Below are 21,063 nucleotides of genomic sequence, written 5' to 3'. Positions count from 1 at the left end.
TTCGATAATGCTTGTACCAACAGGGAGGGGATAAGCATGGCTCTAACAGATATCAAAGTCAGAACAGCCAAGCCAATGGATAAGCAATATAAGCTGACCGATGGCAGCGGTATGCACCTGCTTGTCCATCCAAATGGTTCAAGATACTGGCGTCTCCAATACCGCTTTGGTGGAAAGCAAAAGATGTTGGCTTTGGGTGTATATCCTGAAGTGTCTCTTGCAGATGCCAGGGCTCGTCGTGACGATGCTCGTAAGCTTTTGGCAAACGGCATCGACCCGGGATACAAAAAGAAAAATGATAAGGTTGAGCAGGAAGAAGCGCGCACTTTTGAGGAGCTTGCTGTTGAGTGGCATGCAACGAATAAAAAGTGGTCGGAAGAACATAGCCGACGAGTGCTGAAAAGCCTGGAGGACAATCTCTTTCCAGCCATTGGCAAACGTAATATTGCCGAACTTAAAACACGGGATTTGTTAGCCCCGATAAAAGCCGTAGAGTTGTCTGGACGTCTTGAGGTCGCGTCACGGCTGCAACAGAGAACTACCGCAATAATGCGTTATGCCGTACAGAGCGGTTTGCTTGACTACAATCCTGCGCAGGAGATGGTAGGTGCCGTTGCTTCAAGTAACCGGCAGCATCGACCGGCGTTAGAGTTGAAGCGTACCCCTGAACTGCTTCAGCGCATTGGCAGCTATACCGGTAGGCCTCTGACTCGCCTTGCCGTTGAGCTAACCCTCCTTGTATTTATTCGTTCAAGTGAACTGCGTTTTGCTCGTTGGTCTGAGATCGATTTTGAAACCTCGATGTGGACGATCCCAGCAGAGCGAGAAGCTATTGAAGGGGTGAAACACTCCCATCGAGGCTCAAAAATGCGTACGCCTCATTTGGTGCCGTTATCTCGTCAGGCGTTAGCAATCCTTAAACAGGTACACAACCTTAGTGGCGATCGCGATTTTGTTTTCATTGGCGATCACGACCATCGCAAACCGATGAGTGAAAACACGGTGAACAAGGCTCTGCGCGTTATGGGTTATGACACGAAGGTAGAGGTTTGTGGACATGGTTTTAGAACAATGGCCTGTAGTTCATTGATTGAGTCTGGATTGTGGTCGAGGGATGCCGTGGAACGGCAAATGAGCCATATGGAACGTAACTCAGTACGTGCTGCTTACATTCACAAAGCCGAGCATCTTGATGAGCGCAAACTGATGCTGCAGTGGTGGGCTGATTTTCTGGATGCTAATCGGGGAGGGGTAGTGAGTCCGTTTGATTTTGCAAAAATTAATTTGGGGAAATAGACAGGGTGGTAGCCCCGCTATGTCAAACTCACTTAGTGCAGCAGAGTTATAAAATAAAAAGACATCTAGCCATGAAGATGGCTGGATGTCTTTTCTTTGAAGCGATGTTCATGGTGACTTACAGTGTGTAATTTCGATTATATTGAACCTGTACATAAGGTTGCGTTATCACGTTACCTGACGCCAAAGCCGCGTCATACCTACTAGGGTTTACCCCATTGATTTGTCAATTCGGGATATGAGTAAAAGCAATAGACAAACTAGATCCTTAGCAGCTGCATTAGATGTAAGCCATTTGATTTCAGCAATAATGAAACTTCATCTTGCGGTATATCCCATATCTCGGCGAGTTTAATTGTCACATTATGTGCCTCCCATGGCATTACATGTACACCATGCATTTTCGCGAATGGTCCGTCGCTCTCTGGGACCACTCGATCACGTGGCATTAGTGCTGCCAGCTTCCGTCCATTAGCAGACTCCATCATTGTTGGTCCAACACTGAACCAACAACCGGCATCGGCTGCTCTTCGAAGGATGGAAGGAGAATCGGTGAACCAGTGAAGGACCGCTGTGCCAAACCCAGGGTTCATATCAAGAATATCTAAAACTTCCTTGGCAGCAGCCCGAGAATGAATGCTGAGAACTCGCCCACCTAGTCCTACACACTTTTCAACAATGGCTTGAAATATATTCTTTTGAAGTTCAAAGTACGGCCTGTACCGCGATGAACCATCCAGACCAATTTCGCCAATACCAGTGCAATCCTCCATTTGTGATAGCAACATTTCCAATTCGCTATGTTTTTTATCTGCTATCTCAGGGTGGAGACCTGGGGAAATGAAACATTTCTGAGTGGTGGCCAGAACTTTCGAGGTTGCTGCGTATGCTCTTGGGCTAGTTGTAACCAGCCATACAAATTCGGTTCGCTTCAAAGCTTCGATGTAGACTTTCTTGGCATCCGGATAAAGATCTAAGTGGCAGTGGAAATCCATCAAATTATTCCGTCCCTTCGAAGCAATGTAGCTAACTCAGCTAAACCCTGTTCAGCAACGTGACGATAATGAGGGCGATCCGCAGCTGACGCAAAGGCTAGTGTGGCCCCTAGGAAGGCATCAATCCCTTTTTTTTCGGCGGCGAGTACAGCACAAGCTACTGCCATTGGATCGTCAGCATTTGCTTTTCCTGCCAACGACAGATTGGTGAATTTATATCTTGTCGTATCAGAAATACCCCAGCGCTGAATCGCAGCTTTACGAACCATACATGGCACGCATCGACCGCAGTGTGTTCGGTTGTAGGTACGGAAACGACCGCAACTTGTCGAATCACATGCAAATCTTGCTAGCAGTGTTTGATCTGCGCACTGTGCCAACATCTCTCCCTTCGTCATGAACCGATAGGGCATACACAATTGGGCATTGACGCCAACGGCATCAAGTAATTTTTGAAGGAAAGTCATGAACTGTGGATGTGTTGTTCTTGTGCTGAGGCTAGCCATCCTTCCCGGAAGTAATGGAGGATTGATACTTATGAATCCATTTTCTGGTACCAATATTTCGGCTCTGTTGACCGACAACAATGATGTAGCGAGCACAGCAAGACCATAGAACGCCATTGAGCGAGCTCTGGTCGATGTTTCTTTTTTACCACTAAAAACGACTTTATGACTCCACTGTTGATGCCAGTCGCCTCCACCTAGTGCATCAGCATAGGCAACTTGCCGAGCAGAATCTTCAAAAGCAAGTTGTGACACAAAAATTGGTTTACGCCCTGCTGCTGTTGCATCAATGCCACCTATCAGGCTATCAAGGCCTCCAGAAAGTAGAGACACGCAATCTCGGTCGCACTCCCTGTGATTGCCTTTTGGTGGTGTTGGGCCGCCAGGCAGGAAGTGCAGCGTCCAAAAGTCACCAGAAAGAACTCGAAGCATTTCCTCTGCAATAGCTTTATTTGCTTCCCAAGGAACTGGATCATTAAGTGTAATATCGAGCTCAATTTGGCGAGTCCAACCATCAGCACTATTTTTGCGAAGAACAGCAATATCTGAGGCATAAACAGCAAAACAAAAAAGCATGAAATCCCATACTGGGATCGATGGGGCATAGCCAGCACCTTCTAGCTTACGCAGCCAACCAGAGGCAATGCGTCCAATGCCGGGTCGTGATGATGCCTCTAAGAAGGTGAATGCACGAGTGCCTACTGGCACATTTTGGGGTAGCGAATTGATACTTGAGCAAAGAATTTTCATGATTCAGAGAACACCGTAAGGGCGTCTTGTAACGCCGAAGTCGCAATTTCTCGCATGGAATGTGAAGTACTGCCAGAGCGTACTTTTCCCATCGATTTGTTAACAACAACCATGATGTAGTCAAGCACTTGTGCTAATCGCTGTTGTATGACGCTGGGTACATATTTTAGCTTTTCAAAAACCCTTCCGAGTTCAAGTTGAACCCGGTTGTAAACATCGTACGCCACTGTGAATGCCATTACATTGGCAATCTGGTCATCCGCAAGATTGAAGATATCAGCAGTGGGATCTACTTCATAAAGATGAGAGATGGCCTGATTCATTGCATGCTTGGCTGACTCTTCGTCAATACTTCCACCCGTGGGCAGCAGCTTTTGTACAACTTCTAGCGCAGTATCATGGGCAGATAGATTTCTCTGTTTTACCGAAGCAACCCACGCATCGATATCAGGGTCAGTTCCATCTCGGGCTGTTGCCAGAAAGCCCCCTAATGAAGCAGAAGCTATAGCGCTAGTGCGCATACGACTGGCCGCTTTAACTGAGCCGCCCATACCTTTTTTAATGAAACTCGAAATACCTCGCCTTAAATCAGATCCACTACCAGATTGCACGAAACCCGTGAGAGCCCTTCGTGCTTCCTGATAACGACCCGCTGGCGCTACCGCCGGACTTTCTACATGCTGCGGTGTAGTGTTGTCATTCTCCGAGTCACTGTCATTTTCACCATCAGAGCCATCTTCGGGAGCTGGATTTGGTGATATAGGTTTGTCTGCATGGCTAGAGTCAATGCCAGTTTCAGCATCATCTAGCCATGGTGGATCAAATGATGCGCCAGAACCGGCTCCTGCGCTTGAGGTCGAGGTACCCATTTATTTCTTCCTTGCATTTTCAATTGCACGTTTAACAGGTTTCGGAATCTGTTCGTCCCGTTCCCACTTAGATAAAACATCTTTCGCCCAGCTACACTCTGTCAAAGCTGAAACCAAGCCTGGGGCGAGCTGAGAAATAGGTGCCTGACTAATGAGTGCAGCGGCTCGAGCCCCGGTACTTGGGTGAATATGAGACACCTCGATAAGCATCAAGACCTCTTCGGCCTTTTGCCATAAACGGTTTGGTCGCCGAATTTCCCAGGCGCGAGCCATGGCAAGACCAGACTGCAGTTCACCAGCATCCATTATTTGCTGTTTTAATGCTTCATTCGAATTTCGGGCTGCCACCAACGCATCACGCAATGCTTTACCTGCTACGTTCAGATCATCGGCACCAAAATCCCTAACGGTGCTATCTCTACTGAGGTGCAATATAGGTCGCATATCCATATCACCAAGCAGAGGTTTAAGCTGCAGCCACTCACGAACAAACTCTTTATCTCCAAATAGAGTGGGGAGCGTATTATCCGGGTCTTTAGCAGCCATCTCTGCGTCATGAAGAATGCTGACTCTTCCTTCGTTTTCGGCCGAAACTTTTTCTGCCAATGCATTTGCCGTAGCTTCGTCACACCGCTCGAGCAAATGCCACTTAGCCAGAATTTGTACATCCACATCAATGCCTTGTGGCTTAGCTAATGTCCTACGCAAAAACACTGTATTAAGAAATCGCTTAATCAGTCGTGGGTTGGCTTGGACTGTACTTGCACTAAAAAGTAACGGAGCCAACCTCTCAGCCAGCCCCATTAGGTCGAGCAACTCAGCATCCTCCTTTTCCACCAGCGTTTCGAGGAATGCAAGATCAACGGTTTTTCCCGTCCAAGTTTCTCGTAGTCGAGCTTCTACGCTGAGTTTAGCTTTCTCAAAATTCTCAGTTTTCAGCTGTCCGCTGCGGTGAGCACGTTCCAAAAATAGCAACGCGGTATATGCTTTAGTCTCGTTAGCGCCCAGTCTTGGTACTCGCAATGGAACTTGAATTAACTTGTCGAAATAATTGGTTGCGATATCGTCATCCAAACCAGTACCAGCAAAATGGACACGGACGGCTCCACGAATAAACACATCGTCCGCGGCGATGACGAATGCACTTCGACGCAGAAACAGCAGCAACCGAATAGCCTCGAGCGTTGAAATAGCAGTCTTAGGTAGACATCGATCAAGGTCATCGACAAAGACTACCAACGTGATATTCAACTCGACGAGTAGCTCTTCCAAGGCTTCCCGAAAGGATTGTATTTCTTTTGGCAGCGAAACGGGTTTAGCTTCGTTCAAGAGTCCTTTGGTAGCTTCTGATGCATCTTTGGCGACTGCGATGCCTTCATTAAGTGATTCATTCTGCAATGCACCTTTTCCAGCCTCGACAACTTTTCCAATAAGACCGACCGGAACTCCTGTGATCAAAGTGGCTGCAACTTCTCCACCAAGTTGAGCCAACCGTAGAAAATTAATGCGCTTGACGAGGGATTTTGCCTTACCTAAAAGTCCACTATTCTGAGCGACTACAGCCTCAAGTACTGCATCTCCAACCGTCTGTAGCAGCGCGGTACGTGCATCCTCAAAGCCTTGGTAAAGCCATGGATTGAAAGTTATCACTACATGTTTTGGTAGTTCCTCAGAGGCAATTCCCACTCCGACAGTCTGTTCCAGCGATAACTCAGATGCGATCATCCGTACAAGTGACGATTTTCCTGCGCCCCAGCCTCCCGAGATCCCAATCGAGATTGGCTCCCCACCGGTATCTTGAATGAGCTCCGCGCATGCTTTTGCTACTAGGCGAAAATTAACGTAATCAACGGTTGTCTCATTGTCATGCCACATTGACTTTCCTATCATTTCTTTATGTGTCAATCACTAGAACTGCCATATAAGGCCGATCATCCACGTGAAACCGACCACCCTGATGACAAAGCTTCAGCCTGTTGAAGTACTGTTTGTACGGCTGTTTCCTGAAGATCTGGTGGATAACCATACTTACGGAGAATACGCTTCACCAGCACTCGCATCCGAGCGCGTGCAGACTCGCGATGAGCCCAGTCAACGGACACGTTTTCACGCAGGCTCATTAGCAACTCATGAGCAATGAGTTTCAGTTTATCGTCACCCATAACTTGAATGGCGTCCTCGTTGTCAGCCAATGCGTCGTAGAAGGCAATCTCATCCTCAGACAAACCTTGCTCTTCACCCCGTTGGCGCGACGCACGGATGTCCTTGGCCAGCTTGATTAGTTCCTGCAGCACTTCGGCAGTGGTGATAGCATTGGCGTGGTAGCGTGCCACCGAATCTTCCAGTCGCTCCGAGAAAGCTTTGGTCTGTACCACGTTGGCCTTGCTACGTGAGCGAATTCCATCATTGAGCAGTTTACGCAGGGCTTCCAACGCAAGATTCTTCTTCTCCATCTGCTGTACTTCAGCGAGAAACTCGTCGGAGAGGATGGAAATATCTGGACTCTTAATACCCGCAGCAGCAAGTATGTCCACGATCTCGGTCGAGACCACAGCTCGACTGACGATCTGTTGGATCGCCAATTCGCGTTCTTGCTGCGTCGCACCTGAACCATTACTACTTTTGACTAGAGCGGCATGTATTGCCTGGAAGAAACCGACTTCCTCCCGGATTTCTCGGGCCTCATCGGATGCTGATGCCAAAGCGAATGCTTTGGACAAGGCTAACACTGCATCCTGGTATCGACGATGCGCATTCTTCTTACCCTCTTTGGTGTTCTCTTTCGCCGCCAACTTTTGTTGCAGGTCGAGAATCCACTCTATGGCACCTGCCATCATCGCAAGGCGTTCTTGTGGAGTACCTACCATCGCGGAGGCGTAGTCGTAACCGTGGTACATGTCCCGTACGACCTCGTATTTCTCAATCATCACCGAGATGGCCTGCGCTTCGTCAACGCCTGTGTTTTCCTGATCGTTCTGGGAATATTGCTGTAGGGCTGACTTCAAGTTCTGTGCGATGCCGATGTAATCGACGATTAGTCCTGCAGGCTTGTCGCGAAACACTCGATTCACGCGCGCAATTGCCTGCATCAATCCGTGGCCTTGCATTTGCTTATCCACGTACATAGTGTGCATGCAAGGTGCGTCAAAGCCAGTCAACCACATATCACGCACGATCACCATCTTGAGTTGGTCCTTGGGATCGCGGGCGCGCTTGGCCAGCAGATCCCGTCGGGCCTTGTTGCCGATGTGTTGTTGCCATTCCTGCGGGTCACTTGCCGCGCCAGTCATCACAATCTTGACCGCACCCGCGTTGTCATCGGAGCTGTGCCAGTCTGGGCGTAGCTTGACGATCTCGTCGTAGAGATTGACACAGATACGGCGGCTCATACACACCACCATTGCTTTGCCATCGAGCGCTGCAACGCGGTTCTCGAAGTGGGCGACCATGTCTTTAGCCACCAAAGCAAGGCGTTTCTGGCTGCCCACCAGAGATTCGACCGCTGACCACTTCTTCTTTAAGCGCTCTTGGTCTGCCTCGGAATCTTCCTCGGTCAATTCGTTGATCTCAGCGTCGATCTTTGGCTTCTCGTCCTCGTCGAGTTCGATGCGCGCCAGCCGGGATTCGTAGTAAATCGGCACGGTCGCGCCATCCTCGACTGCCCTGCTAATGTCGTAGATATCTATATAGTTGCCAAATACTGCCGGGGTGTTGACGTCGCCTGCCTCGATGGGTGTTCCAGTAAAACCAATAAAGGATGCATTTGGCAGGGCATCGCGCATGTACTTTGCGAAGCCATAAGAAAGTTCGCCGGTCTTCAAGTCCACCTTGGCCTTGAAGCCATATTGGCTACGATGTGCTTCATCCGCGATGACGACAACGTTGCGGCGCGTGGTAAGCGGCCCTGCAATCTCGCCGAACTTCTGCAAGGTCGTGAATATTACGCCGCCTGATGCCCGGCTCAAAACCTTCTGCAAATCTTCGCGGCTCTCTGCTTGCACCGGGGTCTGTCGGATCAGATCGCGACACATTGAGAAAGTTGAGAAGAGCTGGTCGTCGAGATCGTTGCGGTCGGTCAGTACCACTAGTGTTGGGTTAGCCATCGCCGGATGCTTAACGAGTTGTCCAGCGTAGAATGCCATCAGCAGGCTTTTGCCGGAGCCTTGAGTGTGCCAAATGATTCCAGCTCGCTGATTACCCTCTGGCGAGGAAGCTATCACCGTACTGTTGACCGCGTGCCGTACTGCGTGAAATTGGTGATAACCCGCGATGATCTTAGCTAGTCCCGAGCCAGTTTCGCCAAAGACCGTGAAATCGCGCAGCAAGGCTAGTAGTCGTCGCTGTTCGAAGACGCCTTCGATCAATGTCGATAGCTCCGGCGTGCCTTTCGGCGCAACGTTCATGCCGTCGGTGGTGCGCCAAGGCATGAAGCGCTCAAGGTCTGCCGACAGAGACCCCACCCGGGCCATGATGCCGTCCGACGTTACCAACAATGCGTTGGTATTGAACAGAGCTGGAATCTTCTGCTTGTAGGTCTGTAGTTGGTTGAACGCCCCCAACAAGTGCGCTCCGGCGCTGCCAGGTGCTTTCAGTTCGATCACACCCAGCGGCAAGCCGTTCACGAACACCACCACATCAGGCCGCCGCTTGTTCTGTCCGTTAATCACCACGAACTGGCTCACTACCAACCAGTCGTTCTGCTCTGGGTTCTCGAAGTTGATGAGCGCAACCTTACTAGCCGTCAGCGTGCCGTCGTCAGCGTAGTACTCAACATCCACGCCTTCTGTCATCAGTCTATGAATGCGGCGGTTTTCCTCGAGCAGAGATGGTAGTTCGGACTGCATCACGCGGCGTACAGCATCCTGGATCGCCTCTGATGGTAGGCCAAGGTTCAGTCGCGCAACAGCGTCCTCGAACCGTTTCTTGAGTATGACCTCATCGTGACTATCGCGCTCAGGTCTGTGTCCATCAGGACCGATATTTTCCTCTCGCTCAATGCTGTAACAAAGCGAGTGCAACTGATCTAGTAGCGCTCTCTCCACAGCGGCCTCCGACAAAAAAGCCATTAAGGTTCTCCTTTTTCTTCGACGGGTACCACAGTAAGAACCTGAGCCACTCCGCGCGCAGAGTTCAACGCTTCGACGTAGGCATCTCGATCCAGTTGGTAAAGCAAACGGCTGACTTCGATATTTATGGGCAGCTCATCACCGCTTGGCAACAGGAAACGTAAGGTTGGCGAATCGCCGTCCTCTGTATCTATAGACAGACGCACATGCTCGTCGATCAGTGTATTTTCTTCTGCAAATCGTTCCCAAGGTTCGCGGGATTTGATCGGGTCTAGCTGCAAATCCATATAGGCCTTGTGCAGAAAAGCTACGACGGTATCGGCCGCCAGAATTGCTGATCGACGATGATAGACTGTTAGGGCTTCGATGAATCCGTCTTTTCCGTGGCTCAATGGCCCTGCATTATTTCTCAGCAAACGGAGAGATTCCGTCAAACCGTTATGGTGTTTTATCAGATCAGCGAATTGCCTATCACGGATATCACTAAGTCTTAATAGCCGAGTTGCCGCTGTGACCCATTGGGTGATTGTTGCTTCATCCCGTGGCTTCAGTGGCGCTGTTGCGTTGTCGAGCTGTTCAACAATGACCCGACAAACACACTCAACAAGCCCCTTTGCAGCATCAATCGAAGCATCGCTCTCGTTCTCAATGCTTGCCTGCAATGCTTCAAAAGTATGCTGAAGCATAGGTGCATCGCTCCAATGCCCGCAGGCCTCACGAATACCGGGACACCAATCTAAAGTCATATTGTCACTCCGACAATGTGCTCAGCATCCTGTACACGCATCTCGCCGGAGATGAGCTTGGGCAGCAAAGTGTCACGAAGCTGAGCGAGTGACTGTGAAGTACGTTCACTGTCGGCCATTCCTGCAAACATTGGGCTAACTTGTCGCGAGAACGCATTGATTAGTTCTTGTCCAACACGTAGAACAGGTGTTGCAGATACGATTTCTGGACGGACAGCTGGATATGCCCCACCGTCCGCCAAATTGGATAGCCTCTCGATATTTTCACGAGAAGTGGCGGCGAGATAAACAAATTCGGAGCATTCATGCCGTAGTGGTCTAAGTACAGCAAACCCGGTACTACCTGTCAGTCCTTCATCAGAGATCAAGGCATAGGAGCCATTTCCGGGACGGACGGTGCCGACAATCGTATCCAGAGGGCGCAATATTCGTTGTGCTCGGCTCGGTGCATCATTGGCTCCGTAGCTCGTAGCGCTTTCAATTCGCCCCCACTTTGTTTTTGAAAGATCGACATACTGAATCTGCTCAGGACGTGTCCGTTTTGTCCAAGACTCAGGATTCAGAGAAGAATATTCCGACAGTGACGTTATTTCCATTCCCTCCGGAATCTCACCCAACTTCGATTCAACTAGTCGCTCAGGGAAGAGGTCGTAGAGATACGCGGGCAGGCTGGGTAGAGATTGGCCGCGCTGCCAGCGACCTTCCATTTTGGCCCGTACCGGCTCAAAGTCCACGAACCATGCCTTGAACAAGGTGCGAGCCATCGCCTCTAGCGTATCATTCGCCTGCCGATTGAGTTCGATCCTGTCGTCGAGCGTACCCAGGATTTGGGCTACCGCGCATTGCTCATGCTTTGGCGGAACATTAAATTCAAGCATGTAGACAGCAGCACGGGTTGTTGAAGGGATCGGTGAGCCGTCATCCACTTCACCGAGTTTGTAATGCTTCACCGCGTAGTAAAGCCAGCGCATATCTAAATCGGTCTTAGGTACAATATAATATGCGGTATCAATAACCCAGAATGGTTCTCGACAGAACTCAACACCTCGATATGCACCTTTCCGACCGAGCACAACACCTGGCCCTTGAGTTAACGCAGCGGATGTCCAGCCAATTGGGCCATTCGAGCCAAAAACACGATATTTTCCGTGGGATTGGCTATAGCCACGAATTGCTTTTCCATATTCGAGAGTAACTTCATCCCCCCAATTGGATGAACGCCAATCATTCTCCATACCCAAGCTCCTTCAGGTTGGCCTCAATCGCCGCATCAAGCTTGGCAGCAGTGGTACGGTATCCACGCCACTGCGCATAGAGCCTAAGCATCTTTTCTTCGAAGGGCTCGTCATCATCTTCCTGTTCCGTAGCACCGACGTAGCGCCCCGGCGTCAGCACATGGCCGTGCTTGCGGATCTCGTCCATCGATGCCGACTTGCAGAAGCCCGCTATGTCGGCATACTCACCCGCATCCTCTTCCCCACGCCAGGCGTGGTAAGTGTCGGAGATCTTCTGAACTTCTTCATCGGTGAGTTCGCGACGGGTGCGATCCACCAGCACGCCTAGCTTGCGGGCGTCGATGAACAGTACTTGACCTCGCCGGTCACATAGTCCCTTGCCGGGGTTCTTGTTTCGGGTTAGGAACCACAGACAAGCGGGGATTTGTGTGGAGTAAAATAGCTGTCCCGGCAGCGCTACCATGCAATCCACGGCGTCGGCCTCTAGCATCGCCTTGCGGATATCACCTTCACTGGATTGGCTGGAGCTCATTGAGCCGTTGGCCAGCACGACTCCAGCTTTGCCATTGGGCGCAAGGTGGTGGTAAATATGCTGTAGCCACGCGTAGTTCGCATTGCCCACAGGCGGCTCACCGAATTTCCAGCGCACGTCTTCACGTAGGCGGTCGCCGCCCCAGTCTGAAATATTAAACGGCGGGTTGGCGAGGATGTAATCGGCCTTGAGGTCGCGCAGTTCATCCTTGTGGAAGCTGCCTTCGTTGTTCCAGCGGATGTCGGAGTCGATGCCGCGCACCGCTAGGTTCATCTTGGCCAGTCGCCAAGTGGTATAGTTCGACTCTTGCCCGTAAATCGCAATGTCGCCAATTCGACCGCCGTGCTCATGCACAAACTTTTCTGATTGCACGAACATACCGCCCGAACCGCAGCAAGGATCGTAGACGCGACCTGAGTAGGGTTCGATCATCTCAACCAGAACGCGAACAACCGAACGCGGGGTGTAAAATTCGCCGCCACGCTTGCCTTCAGCCCCGGCAAATTGGCTGAGAAAATACTCGTACACGCGTCCGAGTATGTCTTTGGAACGGTCTCCTTCCTCATTGAGTGCAATGCCGGAAATTAGGTCAATCAGCTCCCCTAGCATTACTTTGTTGAGCGCCGGGCGTGAGTAATCCTTTGGCAGCACGCCTTTGAGCGACTCGTTATCCTTCTCGATGGCTCGCATTGCGTCATCAATCAAGGTACCGATGGTGGGCAGTTTGGCGTTGGCCTGCAGATGCGACCAGCGCGCCTCTTTTGGCACCCAGAACACATTGTCTGCGAGGTATTCGTCTTTGTCCTCGGCAGCCTGTGCATCTTCCGCCAGTAGCGCATTGTGTTTAGCCTCGAAGGCGTCAGAGATGTACTTCAGGAAGATGAGTCCAAGTGCGACGTGTTTGTAGTCGGACGGTTCCATGTTGCCACGCAGTTTGTCGGCGGCCTTGAAAAGATCGGCCTCGAAGCCGAGGTTGCCGCCGTTGCCGTTCTTGGCGGTGTCTTTCTGTGCCATCGTTTCTTATCCTTGGTGTAATATATTTGTTGCTGGGATTTGATAGCCCGGAGCTAGCTTGGCGTTCTCAACGCCATACAGCGCCAGCGGATCGCTGAGCCACAGGCGGTACTGTTCTTCATTGAGCCGGTAGTCAGGCGAGCAGTCCACGCACCAGCGCAGCAGCATGTAGCCCGCCACTGCTGCGCGGACACATAGCCGGATCGAACCGTCGGTCATCCCATAGTCCATCTTGATGATCTCGGGGCGTTCTAGGCGAGGGTGCGGCACGAACTCCAGCTCGAGGATGCGCATCCATTGGATGTCATTGTCCGGTTGTTCATTGGCCTGCACCTCCTCATTGAGCAAGCTCGGTGCTTCGATACGTGTAAGGACGAAATCGCGGAACTCGCTGCTTTTCCGATCAAAGGCACGAACGTGCCAGCATAAGCCAGTATCTACTAAGGCTAATGGCACGATGACCCGTTCGGACTCACCACTGCTCATTGAGTGGTAACGGATAATGACTGGTTTTTTGGTATGGATTGCACGGCAGATTGGAGCAAGCACATCCATCTTGGGGGGGCTCAAAGTGGTGGGTGATTCGCAAGGTAACATTGGCTGCAATTCACCATTCATGCCATCACCGAAGCCTAGAGCCAGTGCCGATAGCACGCGATGTGAAGCGTGCTTAAACAACGGGGAAAAGGCCAACCCAATGCGGTAAATCTTATGGCTACCGTCGAAAGTGATGTTCTGTGGCGCGATATCCCTATACAGCGCTAGATCGCGTGTAGCCCCCGCAGGTGCCACACCGAAACGTTCGATTAGGTCCGGACGGCCAATCACACCGAAGAAGTAAAGCCGGAAATCGATATAGGCAAGTCGCTCGCGTTGGGCAAGACTTAAATCCTCGACATGCTGAGAGGACGTGCTAACCATGCTTGCAGACCAAAAGAGAAGAACGATTATTTCTGTAACTCATACCACACCGAGAATGTAATCAAATTGATGATATCATGCGCTGGGATTTGTATATCTTCAAGACGTTTGATAATTTCGTAAATTAAATACTAAATTGGGCTTTGTTGAATAAATCAGAGTTAGCGGGCAGGATGTCTCCAACCGGTACACCTGTTATGCGATCCGGACAATGTGCGGCATACCCAACAACGTAATCCTGTTAAGCGCTTTGACCATTGCCATCGCTTCACACACCTGCGCATCATAATCCCGCAGGCGCAGATGGCTACTCAGCAGGGTTTTGATGCGGAACATCGCTGTTTTCTCTACTGAACGCCGGTGATAGGCGACTTTAGCTCCGGCAGTGCCTGCGCATCCGTCGTACCGCTGAGCGATAAACTGACACTGATAATCTCGTGCATCGCACTGTCCGCGGTCAGATGAAGTTTGCGCCACATCCTGCGTCTTTCAGCCCCATGTTGCTTAACTTTCTATTAGCCTTCGCCAAAGACCTTCAGATCGGTAGAGTCGATGACCAGATGCGAGATTTCACCCCGAGTCGGCGTTTTAATGCTGATATTGACGGGTTTTGCTCGTCGGCTGACCAGAGAGTTGTCCGGACAGCACAAGCGGCAAGCCGATCAGTTTAAAAATCGAGTCAACAAAGCCCTGTAACGCCCGGAGCGACAGGTTAAACACGCGCTTCATCATCAGAACGGATATCAGTGTAGTGTAGCGGTCGTCCACGACCTACAGGTTGTGCGCTGTCAGTCCATGCATCCACAGTCGACTCGTCAAGCCAGACCGTCAGCGAACTGTGCTGCCTGAGCGCGTTTTTGTAGGCTGGCTGGTTAACATCCCGAGTTATAGCATTTCGGATAAGGTAAAGAATTAAGTCAGTTACACTGAGGAACTTCATACCTTTGGTGGTTCAAGAGAGATAAGCCACTGTGCCATATCCGTTAAAGACTCATCGCCACTGTGTTTCAGGCCGAACAGCAAATCTTCCTGGCGCGGCTGACCGAAGACAATACGGTAGAGTGCAAGTTCTCGTTTGAGCCGCTTAAACTTAATGCTCTCTTTGCTGTACGGCAGTATGGGAACCCGGCGTTCGACGCGAGAGGTTCCTTCTTCAAAAATCCAGTAGGGAATCAATTCCGACTGTCCCGCTTTACGCTGACTTGCCGCAAGTGCGAAGAGCTGTGTCCATGGATCTGCACTTTCTGCCAGCGAATGAAGTGCACTCAAACCATAATGCTCGGCAATGTTCTTTCTTACCGCATGGCCCTTATAACGGTGTACTCGTCCTTCGCGCTGCTCCATATCGACTGGGTTTGACGGAAGATTCCAGTGCATCACCGCGTGGCACCAGGTGTGAAAATCGAGTCCTTCTTGGCCGATTGAGGTGGAAGCCAATACAAAGGGGTGAAAGGGGGAGTTAAACGCATCTTTAACCGACTCTGCATGCGCTACGGCCTGATCCGTGTCGTCCCGCAGTTGGCCGTAGCGTAAGGCAAAGCGGCACCGCGTGTACAAATCGCTCCAAGTATAATTACCGCCTTTCGTCTTGAGCTCATCAACGTTCAATTGTGTGGTGCGCAGTGAAACCACAGCCTGAATACGGGATGCAATAGCCGCTAGTTGTGCTTCGGCGGGTTCATGCTGCAACCCCATCGACTCCAGCAGCGTATGAACATACTCATCAAGCATGGCCTGAATGTTGCCATCGATGCCATAACGAAGTGTCAGCCGCCAGTAAGTGTCATCTCCTGTGCCGCGTAGCAGCGAAATGCTCTCGGCCAGATTGTAGAGCGAACGAAATCCAGAGGCGATCTGCGCTGCAGCGGACAACATCTCAGCCGAATCGGTTGCCAGGCCTGTGTCGATACGGCTGAGCGCGCGTAGTGCGCATGTACCGGGGCTGGCAAGCGCGAAGTCACAAAGAACGTCTACCAGATCTTCAGGACGCGGGCCGAGGGAGATTTCACCCTTTGCCATCCGAGCAAACAGGTCGATATGTTCCTGGAAGTTTTCGGCAGGCTCATTTTGGGTCGTTCCGATATACCTGTGATGTTCACCTTGCCACCAGTCTGGTGTTTCGGTACGGGCATCCAGTAACGCCGGAGCTGCCCAGTACCAGCGTTCATCCGCACGTACTCCCGGCTCGCCCTTACCTAGTGTTTCAAGCAATGCTTCGCATTTCGTCGTTACAATCGTTCTTATGGCCTTCACACTCAGCGGCTCGCCCGCATGCTGGCGGGCAATTTCAAGCGGATCGATATGGCGGGCGAGTGTCGGTGACGGCAACATCCAGGCGATAACGGGCATACCGGTGAGACGGCCATCTTTTGATGATTTTGCAAAGTTGAGCAGCGGTTTGACTTTTTTCTTGAGCTGGCTGTGCAGAATTTGGGGATCGGCGCCAATCATGCGTCGTTCGGCTTCATAAGAGCAGACTGTGGCAATCGCATTGGGTACTGCACTCCAGCCGGAAAAAACCAGCGTTTTGGTTAGGTTGCCTTTGTTGGCATATACCCCGTCTGGTGTCATATAAGGCAGCGAAGGAGGCATCCACAAAAGCTGCCACATGCCTTTATCCAGCGTGTCTTCAAACAGCATCCGCATACGTGGGTTGGCGGCATCAAGCGGCTGGTAGCGCTCCAGTTTTGCCTTCGTCAGCAACAGTGGTTTTGCTGATTTGACGAGTTTACGCAATGCATCTGAAGGCGATTCCAGTGCCTTATCCATACGGGTACGTAATTCGTAATGTTTCAGGAAATTGAAAAGATAAGGCATCGATTTCCAATATTCTAGGACATTGCGAGCTTGTACTTCCACGGCGACGCCATCAACCGCCGCCGCGTGATAAAGATCGGCGGGCGTAATCATGGCTGGTTGTGAGACTTCTTTCGTCATCGCATCCAGTTTTTGTGTCATCATTACCCGCTCGGTACGGCACATGACCTGTAATAAAGCGTGCTCCAGTGTTTTTTTTGTCTCCGCTGCGTTTTCTGAGGCGTGCAGTGCGGTACGGTGATCGAGCAAGTACTGCTGAATATCTTTGATTTGACTGTCATCGTTATACAAAAACTGCAATGTGCGGATAAAGTCGGCGTAGTGGTTATCTTCTTCGCTTTCCTGATCGAGGGTGAACATTTTATACGGGGTCGCTGAGAGCAAGAGCACGCGAACATCGGGCTGCTCAAAGAGCGCTTTGGCCAGCAGTGCGGCTTCATCGTCCCCGTCGAGTAAGGCTTTAAACCGCTGAAACTCATCAAGGATAACCAGATCGGGTGCCAGCGCCGATAAGCACACGGAAGCCAGCTTGCTTCTGAGTTTGCCGATCAGGGCGTAACGCAGTTCAGTATCGTGAAGCTCACTGTCCTCGTCGTCATCGGCAAAACATTCACACCCTTCTTTAAGCTGGGCGTAAAGTTCGGCATCGTCCAATACCTTGCAACGAAAATCTTTTGCCAGTTCCCTGTCAATATCGTCGACAGAAAGCTGGTCAACCGTAGAATGCCAGCCAGACCGACCTGCTGCGGCCTGGAGAAGGTTAAGCATGCCCAGACGTAAACGTTCGCGACGATCGCCTTTAGCCAGCGGCAAATCGTACAAAATTCGATACAGGATCGCGCGCTCTTCTTTATGACCTCCACGACTGCGGGTGTGATCGAGGGCTGTGTTCGGCGTCAGGCTGATAAAATTAATTCTGTTTTTGCGAAGAGACCGTACCTGTTTTGGCAGGAATGTCAGTCGCGTCGAGTGCGAAAACTGCGTTTCATTGCTGACATTTAGGCGCTTGATATTCTGCGCTGCGATGGCCGCATTTGAACAGATATAAATAATGTCGATACGGTCGACTTTATCCTGCAAATGTTCAATGGCTTTGGCGATGATGCCCCGAGCAACCATCGTTTTTCCCAGACCTACTTCATCGGCTACCAAAAAGCGATTTTGCTGTCTATCACCGTAAAATTTCTGAAAAACATAATTCACAGTGCGTTGCTGAAAATCTTTCAATCCCGTTAGTGGGGCGATAATACAGGGGGACTTATCGGTCATTTCGTCCTCTCATCGCTGATTCAAATACGGCCCATAGGGTAAGAAAATCTTGCGGAATCATATCGCTTTGCCCTTTGCGCATATTGCTTATCAGCGCGGAGATATCGTTTAAACGTTTGGGATCACGGCTATAGATACGTGTTAGCTCTTCCAGAACAGCAAAATCTTCCCCATTGGCAAGCCCTGTAAAGAAATTGCCATTACCAAAGGCACTTTCGTCAAAGAAGGCCTGCTGTCCCGTCTCGCCTATCAACATCGATAGATAACGCAGAAAATCCTGTTTCTGCATGCTGCTTTGTAAAATCATTGCGTGGCGATCAGGTGGCAAAGCGTCAATCGACAGATTGAGGACGAATCTGACAGATACATCCGAATGCGATGTTTTAAGCGAAAACGCTGTCAGCCTGCTAATAGCTTGGACTGAAAACTCACCGAGTGATCTTTTATTCCCATCTGCTGGGGCCAGCAGGTTGCAGCCAAACCCATCGGATACCGTCACGGGCCATGCAGTAGCCTTAACAATACCTGGTAGCTCAGGAATTTCACCGACAAGCCACAAGGACCAGCTCTGGTCGTTTTCACCAGGATGACAATGAAGAGTCAATGCGGTATCAGCGAGCAACGCCCGAGCCTTTTCAAGGTGGCATTCGGCTTCTATACGCATGGCATCTGGCTCAAACGGCTGGGCAGGGTCAAAATCTTGCAAATAGCTTTCCATCCCGCCACTGCTTAGAAGATCATCAATGGTACCCGTGCGCTTTTTCTTACCCTTGAGCGAGACTAAAATTTCGCAGTTCGTTTTTTCCAATAGCGCGGCACTGGTAGCGTTTGCTGAGCCCAATACTAGCTCGCTATCTCTGCCCTTTTCAAACAGATACGCTTTAGCATGTAGGCCGGAGGCAATAATTTCATCAAGGGTGCTCTCGTCGGATGCCTGCTCTTCGGCGGCATCGTCAAGGTGAAGCTGACGCGTGAAAAGGTTACGAGTATCTTCACTTAAGGCAAGAAGAGTGTCCGGGCGCGAAATTAGCGCATCGGCTTGCTGGCAATACTTCACGATGTGTTGCAGTGCCTCGTCGGTGCAAAACGGTGAGATAACCACCGCGCGATCCGCTTCGGGTGGATGCCAGTCGTAACCTTCGCCGGGCAGGAAAAACGCGACCTCATCAAAGCCACCGGGACATTCCCACTCAACGTACAGCAGTTCATCTGCAAAGCGTTGCGCTTGCGCCCGGCGATGTTTCGCCATTTTTCCCGTCGCCCGTTTGGGCAGCACGGAGAATAAATGCACCAGCGCTTTATTGGCACTTTGCTTACGTTTTACGGTGTGGCCGTCCAGCTGCAAGGAGAGATCCCAGGACGAATCGGTAGTTAAATTTCGGCTCAGTACTACCAACCGATACATCACTTCGTCCGTTTCAGGGCTGATAAAACGAATCGCCCAGATTTTGGGGTGAAAGACCCCGCGACCTTTGGCTTTTGATTCAACAATCATATCTTCAAGCAAGCCGAACAAAGGGTTGGGCTTGAGCTTTGCGGGGACCTGAATACGCCCTTTTTGGACGTACACCGTGATACGTTCGGAATAACGACGAATGGCTTCAAAAATGGACAGCGGATCCTGAGCGCGATTGCTATCAGTCGCTGTGAACGCCAAATAGACCGGTGCTTGCAGTAGAAATGCTGGGTCGAGTGAGAAGCTGGTGGCGATGGCTTCGTCAAACACCATACCGGGTGGAGAGGTCAGTGCCGAAGTATATAAGCTGCGATTGCTGGGATTTAGCATTCTTCTCTCCTGAGACCCTGCGCCAGATCGTTAAGTATTATCTGGACGTTATGCCAGCGGTAGACCAGCCGTAGGGTTCCGGCATTGCCACTCCATAGTTCAAGGGCGCGTCTGTTTTTAAAACGCGAGCGTGGACCTTTGAGGGACATTTCACGGGTACGAATTAGAGCACACGCTTCTTTACTGGTGAGTAATGTCTCAGGGGACTGTCGGATAAGAGCAATCCACTGCTCCACAAAGCGGCGGGTTTTCAGGCTAATGCTATAGCCTGGTTTGGCGGTGAGTTCCCACATGCGATCAAGTGACCAGGTACCTATTTCTTGGCATGGGCGAGCAGTAAACCAGTTGACGAAGTTATCATTGTATTGAGACAGAAGGTTGTTATCTGAACGTTCTTTGGCTAGTAAATAGTTATAAAGCAGGGCTGCGCCATGCATTGCATAAGAAAAAAGCCGCGCGTGAGTTAGCATTTCTTTGAGTTCATCTGGGAACCCCGCATAATCTGGGTGTTCCCATGGAGAACTAATGTCTGCCGGTTCGCTATGCAGCGCCAGCCAGGCCAACAAGCTGCCTTTGCATGACAATTGAATGCGGTCGCGAAGAAAGCTGGCTTCCTGGCGTGTTAGTGCAAACGTTATCTCATCAGGAAAGTTTGGCGGTGGTACAGGCAGGCTGGAGTGCCAGCTTTGGGCTGGTTTGAACAAGCTGGTGTCGCCCATATCACCACGATTTTTTTCTTGATATTTCTGCTCATTGAATTCCGTGCGCGAGCGATAAAGTTCATCAACACGCCGATGATATTCTTCCTGCGACCATAGGATCTCGCGAATACCCCAGCGACGTAGCCCGGACCAGTAAACGGAACTGGGCAGACGTTTAAGCTTTTCGCGTGAGTTTTTACCAAATGTACCGGCCGAATCTTCTTCGAGCTGGGAGAGGGGGATAATTAAGGCTCGTTCGTCACGATCGGCTTGGGTACCAAAGTTTGCGGCGGGTATGCGTTTATTTTCGAGGCGTTGATACATCCACGGAACAAAAAGCATATAGCGTAAACGTGTCTGAATGGTGCTGGTGCCAGGAAATAGTTGTTCAGCAAAACTGTCTCTGATAGTGCCAATGCCCAACTCATCTCGGCTCTCTTTTTGCTGAAAGCGAGCAAGAAGATCTAACGTTTTGGCCTGTGCGTCTGCATCGTGATCAAGCCAACCTAAGGCGGATGCCATACCTGTTTCCTTGGTTAAATTTATTATCCACAGCTTGC

General features: G+C 50.7%; 13 protein-coding genes and 1 pseudogene. 1 reads left to right on the top strand and 13 read right to left on the bottom strand.

Going from position 1 to position 21,063, the window contains the following annotated elements:
- Positions 1-36 precede the first annotated feature (36 nt).
- Positions 37-1,296 (top strand): tyrosine-type recombinase/integrase, encoded by a 1,260-nt coding sequence (locus tag ACERY3_RS15285; RefSeq protein WP_373225940.1) that lies wholly within the window; start codon positions 37-39, stop codon positions 1,294-1,296.
- A gap of 260 nt (positions 1,297-1,556) precedes the next feature.
- On the opposite strand, the gene qatD is transcribed toward ACERY3_RS15285, so the two are convergent.
- From qatD to ACERY3_RS15220, 13 genes and pseudogenes are all read right to left on the bottom strand, one after another.
- Positions 1,557-2,291: a Qat anti-phage system TatD family nuclease QatD gene (gene qatD, locus ACERY3_RS15280; RefSeq protein WP_196093073.1), complete on the bottom strand. Its 735-nt coding sequence runs from the start codon at positions 2,289-2,291 to the stop codon at positions 1,557-1,559.
- On the bottom strand, positions 2,291-3,547 hold the full coding sequence (qatC, locus tag ACERY3_RS15275) for a Qat anti-phage system QueC-like protein QatC (protein ID WP_227667966.1): 1,257 nt from the start codon (positions 3,545-3,547) through the stop codon (positions 2,291-2,293). The genes qatD and qatC overlap by 1 nt, the downstream gene beginning before the upstream one ends.
- On the bottom strand, positions 3,544-4,416 hold the full coding sequence (gene qatB / locus ACERY3_RS15270; protein ID WP_367075452.1) for a Qat anti-phage system associated protein QatB: 873 nt from the start codon (positions 4,414-4,416) through the stop codon (positions 3,544-3,546). Before qatB ends, qatC begins: the two co-directional genes overlap by 4 nt.
- Entirely contained in the window at positions 4,417-6,291 is a 1,875-nt protein-coding gene (locus ACERY3_RS15265) for a P-loop NTPase fold protein (RefSeq protein ID WP_373225939.1), read from the bottom strand.
- A gap of 56 nt (positions 6,292-6,347) precedes the next feature.
- Positions 6,348-9,482 (bottom strand): type I restriction endonuclease subunit R, encoded by a 3,135-nt coding sequence (locus ACERY3_RS15260; protein ID WP_367075456.1) that lies wholly within the window; start codon positions 9,480-9,482, stop codon positions 6,348-6,350.
- Entirely contained in the window at positions 9,482-10,228 is a 747-nt protein-coding gene (locus ACERY3_RS15255; protein ID WP_264252993.1) for an abortive infection family protein, read from the bottom strand. The genes ACERY3_RS15260 and ACERY3_RS15255 overlap by 1 nt, the downstream gene beginning before the upstream one ends.
- Positions 10,225-11,463 (bottom strand): restriction endonuclease subunit S, encoded by a 1,239-nt coding sequence (locus ACERY3_RS15250; protein ID WP_367075458.1) that lies wholly within the window; start codon positions 11,461-11,463, stop codon positions 10,225-10,227. The genes ACERY3_RS15255 and ACERY3_RS15250 overlap by 4 nt, the downstream gene beginning before the upstream one ends.
- On the bottom strand, positions 11,453-13,009 hold the full coding sequence (locus ACERY3_RS15245; RefSeq protein WP_256543154.1) for a class I SAM-dependent DNA methyltransferase: 1,557 nt from the start codon (positions 13,007-13,009) through the stop codon (positions 11,453-11,455). Before ACERY3_RS15245 ends, ACERY3_RS15250 begins: the two co-directional genes overlap by 11 nt.
- Positions 13,010-13,015: 6 nt before the next feature.
- Positions 13,016-13,930: a WYL domain-containing protein gene (locus tag ACERY3_RS15240; RefSeq protein ID WP_367075461.1), complete on the bottom strand. Its 915-nt coding sequence runs from the start codon at positions 13,928-13,930 to the stop codon at positions 13,016-13,018.
- 195 nt (positions 13,931-14,125) lie between these two features.
- Positions 14,126-14,870 (bottom strand): annotated as a pseudogene (locus ACERY3_RS15235) (IS5 family transposase).
- Positions 14,867-18,016: a helicase-related protein gene (locus ACERY3_RS15230; protein WP_373225938.1), complete on the bottom strand. Its 3,150-nt coding sequence runs from the start codon at positions 18,014-18,016 to the stop codon at positions 14,867-14,869. Before ACERY3_RS15230 ends, ACERY3_RS15235 begins: the two are co-directional and overlap by 4 nt.
- Positions 18,006-19,802 (bottom strand): phospholipase D family protein, encoded by a 1,797-nt coding sequence (locus ACERY3_RS15225; protein WP_373225937.1) that lies wholly within the window; start codon positions 19,800-19,802, stop codon positions 18,006-18,008. The genes ACERY3_RS15230 and ACERY3_RS15225 overlap by 11 nt, the downstream gene beginning before the upstream one ends.
- Positions 19,796-21,025, bottom strand: a complete 1,230-nt coding sequence (locus ACERY3_RS15220) for a DUF6361 family protein (protein WP_373225936.1) — start codon at positions 21,023-21,025, stop codon at positions 19,796-19,798. The genes ACERY3_RS15225 and ACERY3_RS15220 overlap by 7 nt, the downstream gene beginning before the upstream one ends.
- Positions 21,026-21,063: the final 38 nt, after the last annotated feature.

The organism is Enterobacter cloacae complex sp. ESBL7 (assembly GCF_041679625.1).
In the GTDB taxonomy this organism is placed as follows: Bacteria; Pseudomonadota; Gammaproteobacteria; order Enterobacterales; family Enterobacteriaceae; genus Enterobacter; species Enterobacter asburiae_B.
The sequence above is the reverse complement of the archived record's forward strand: the minus strand, read 5'-3'. Positions and strand labels throughout refer to the sequence as shown.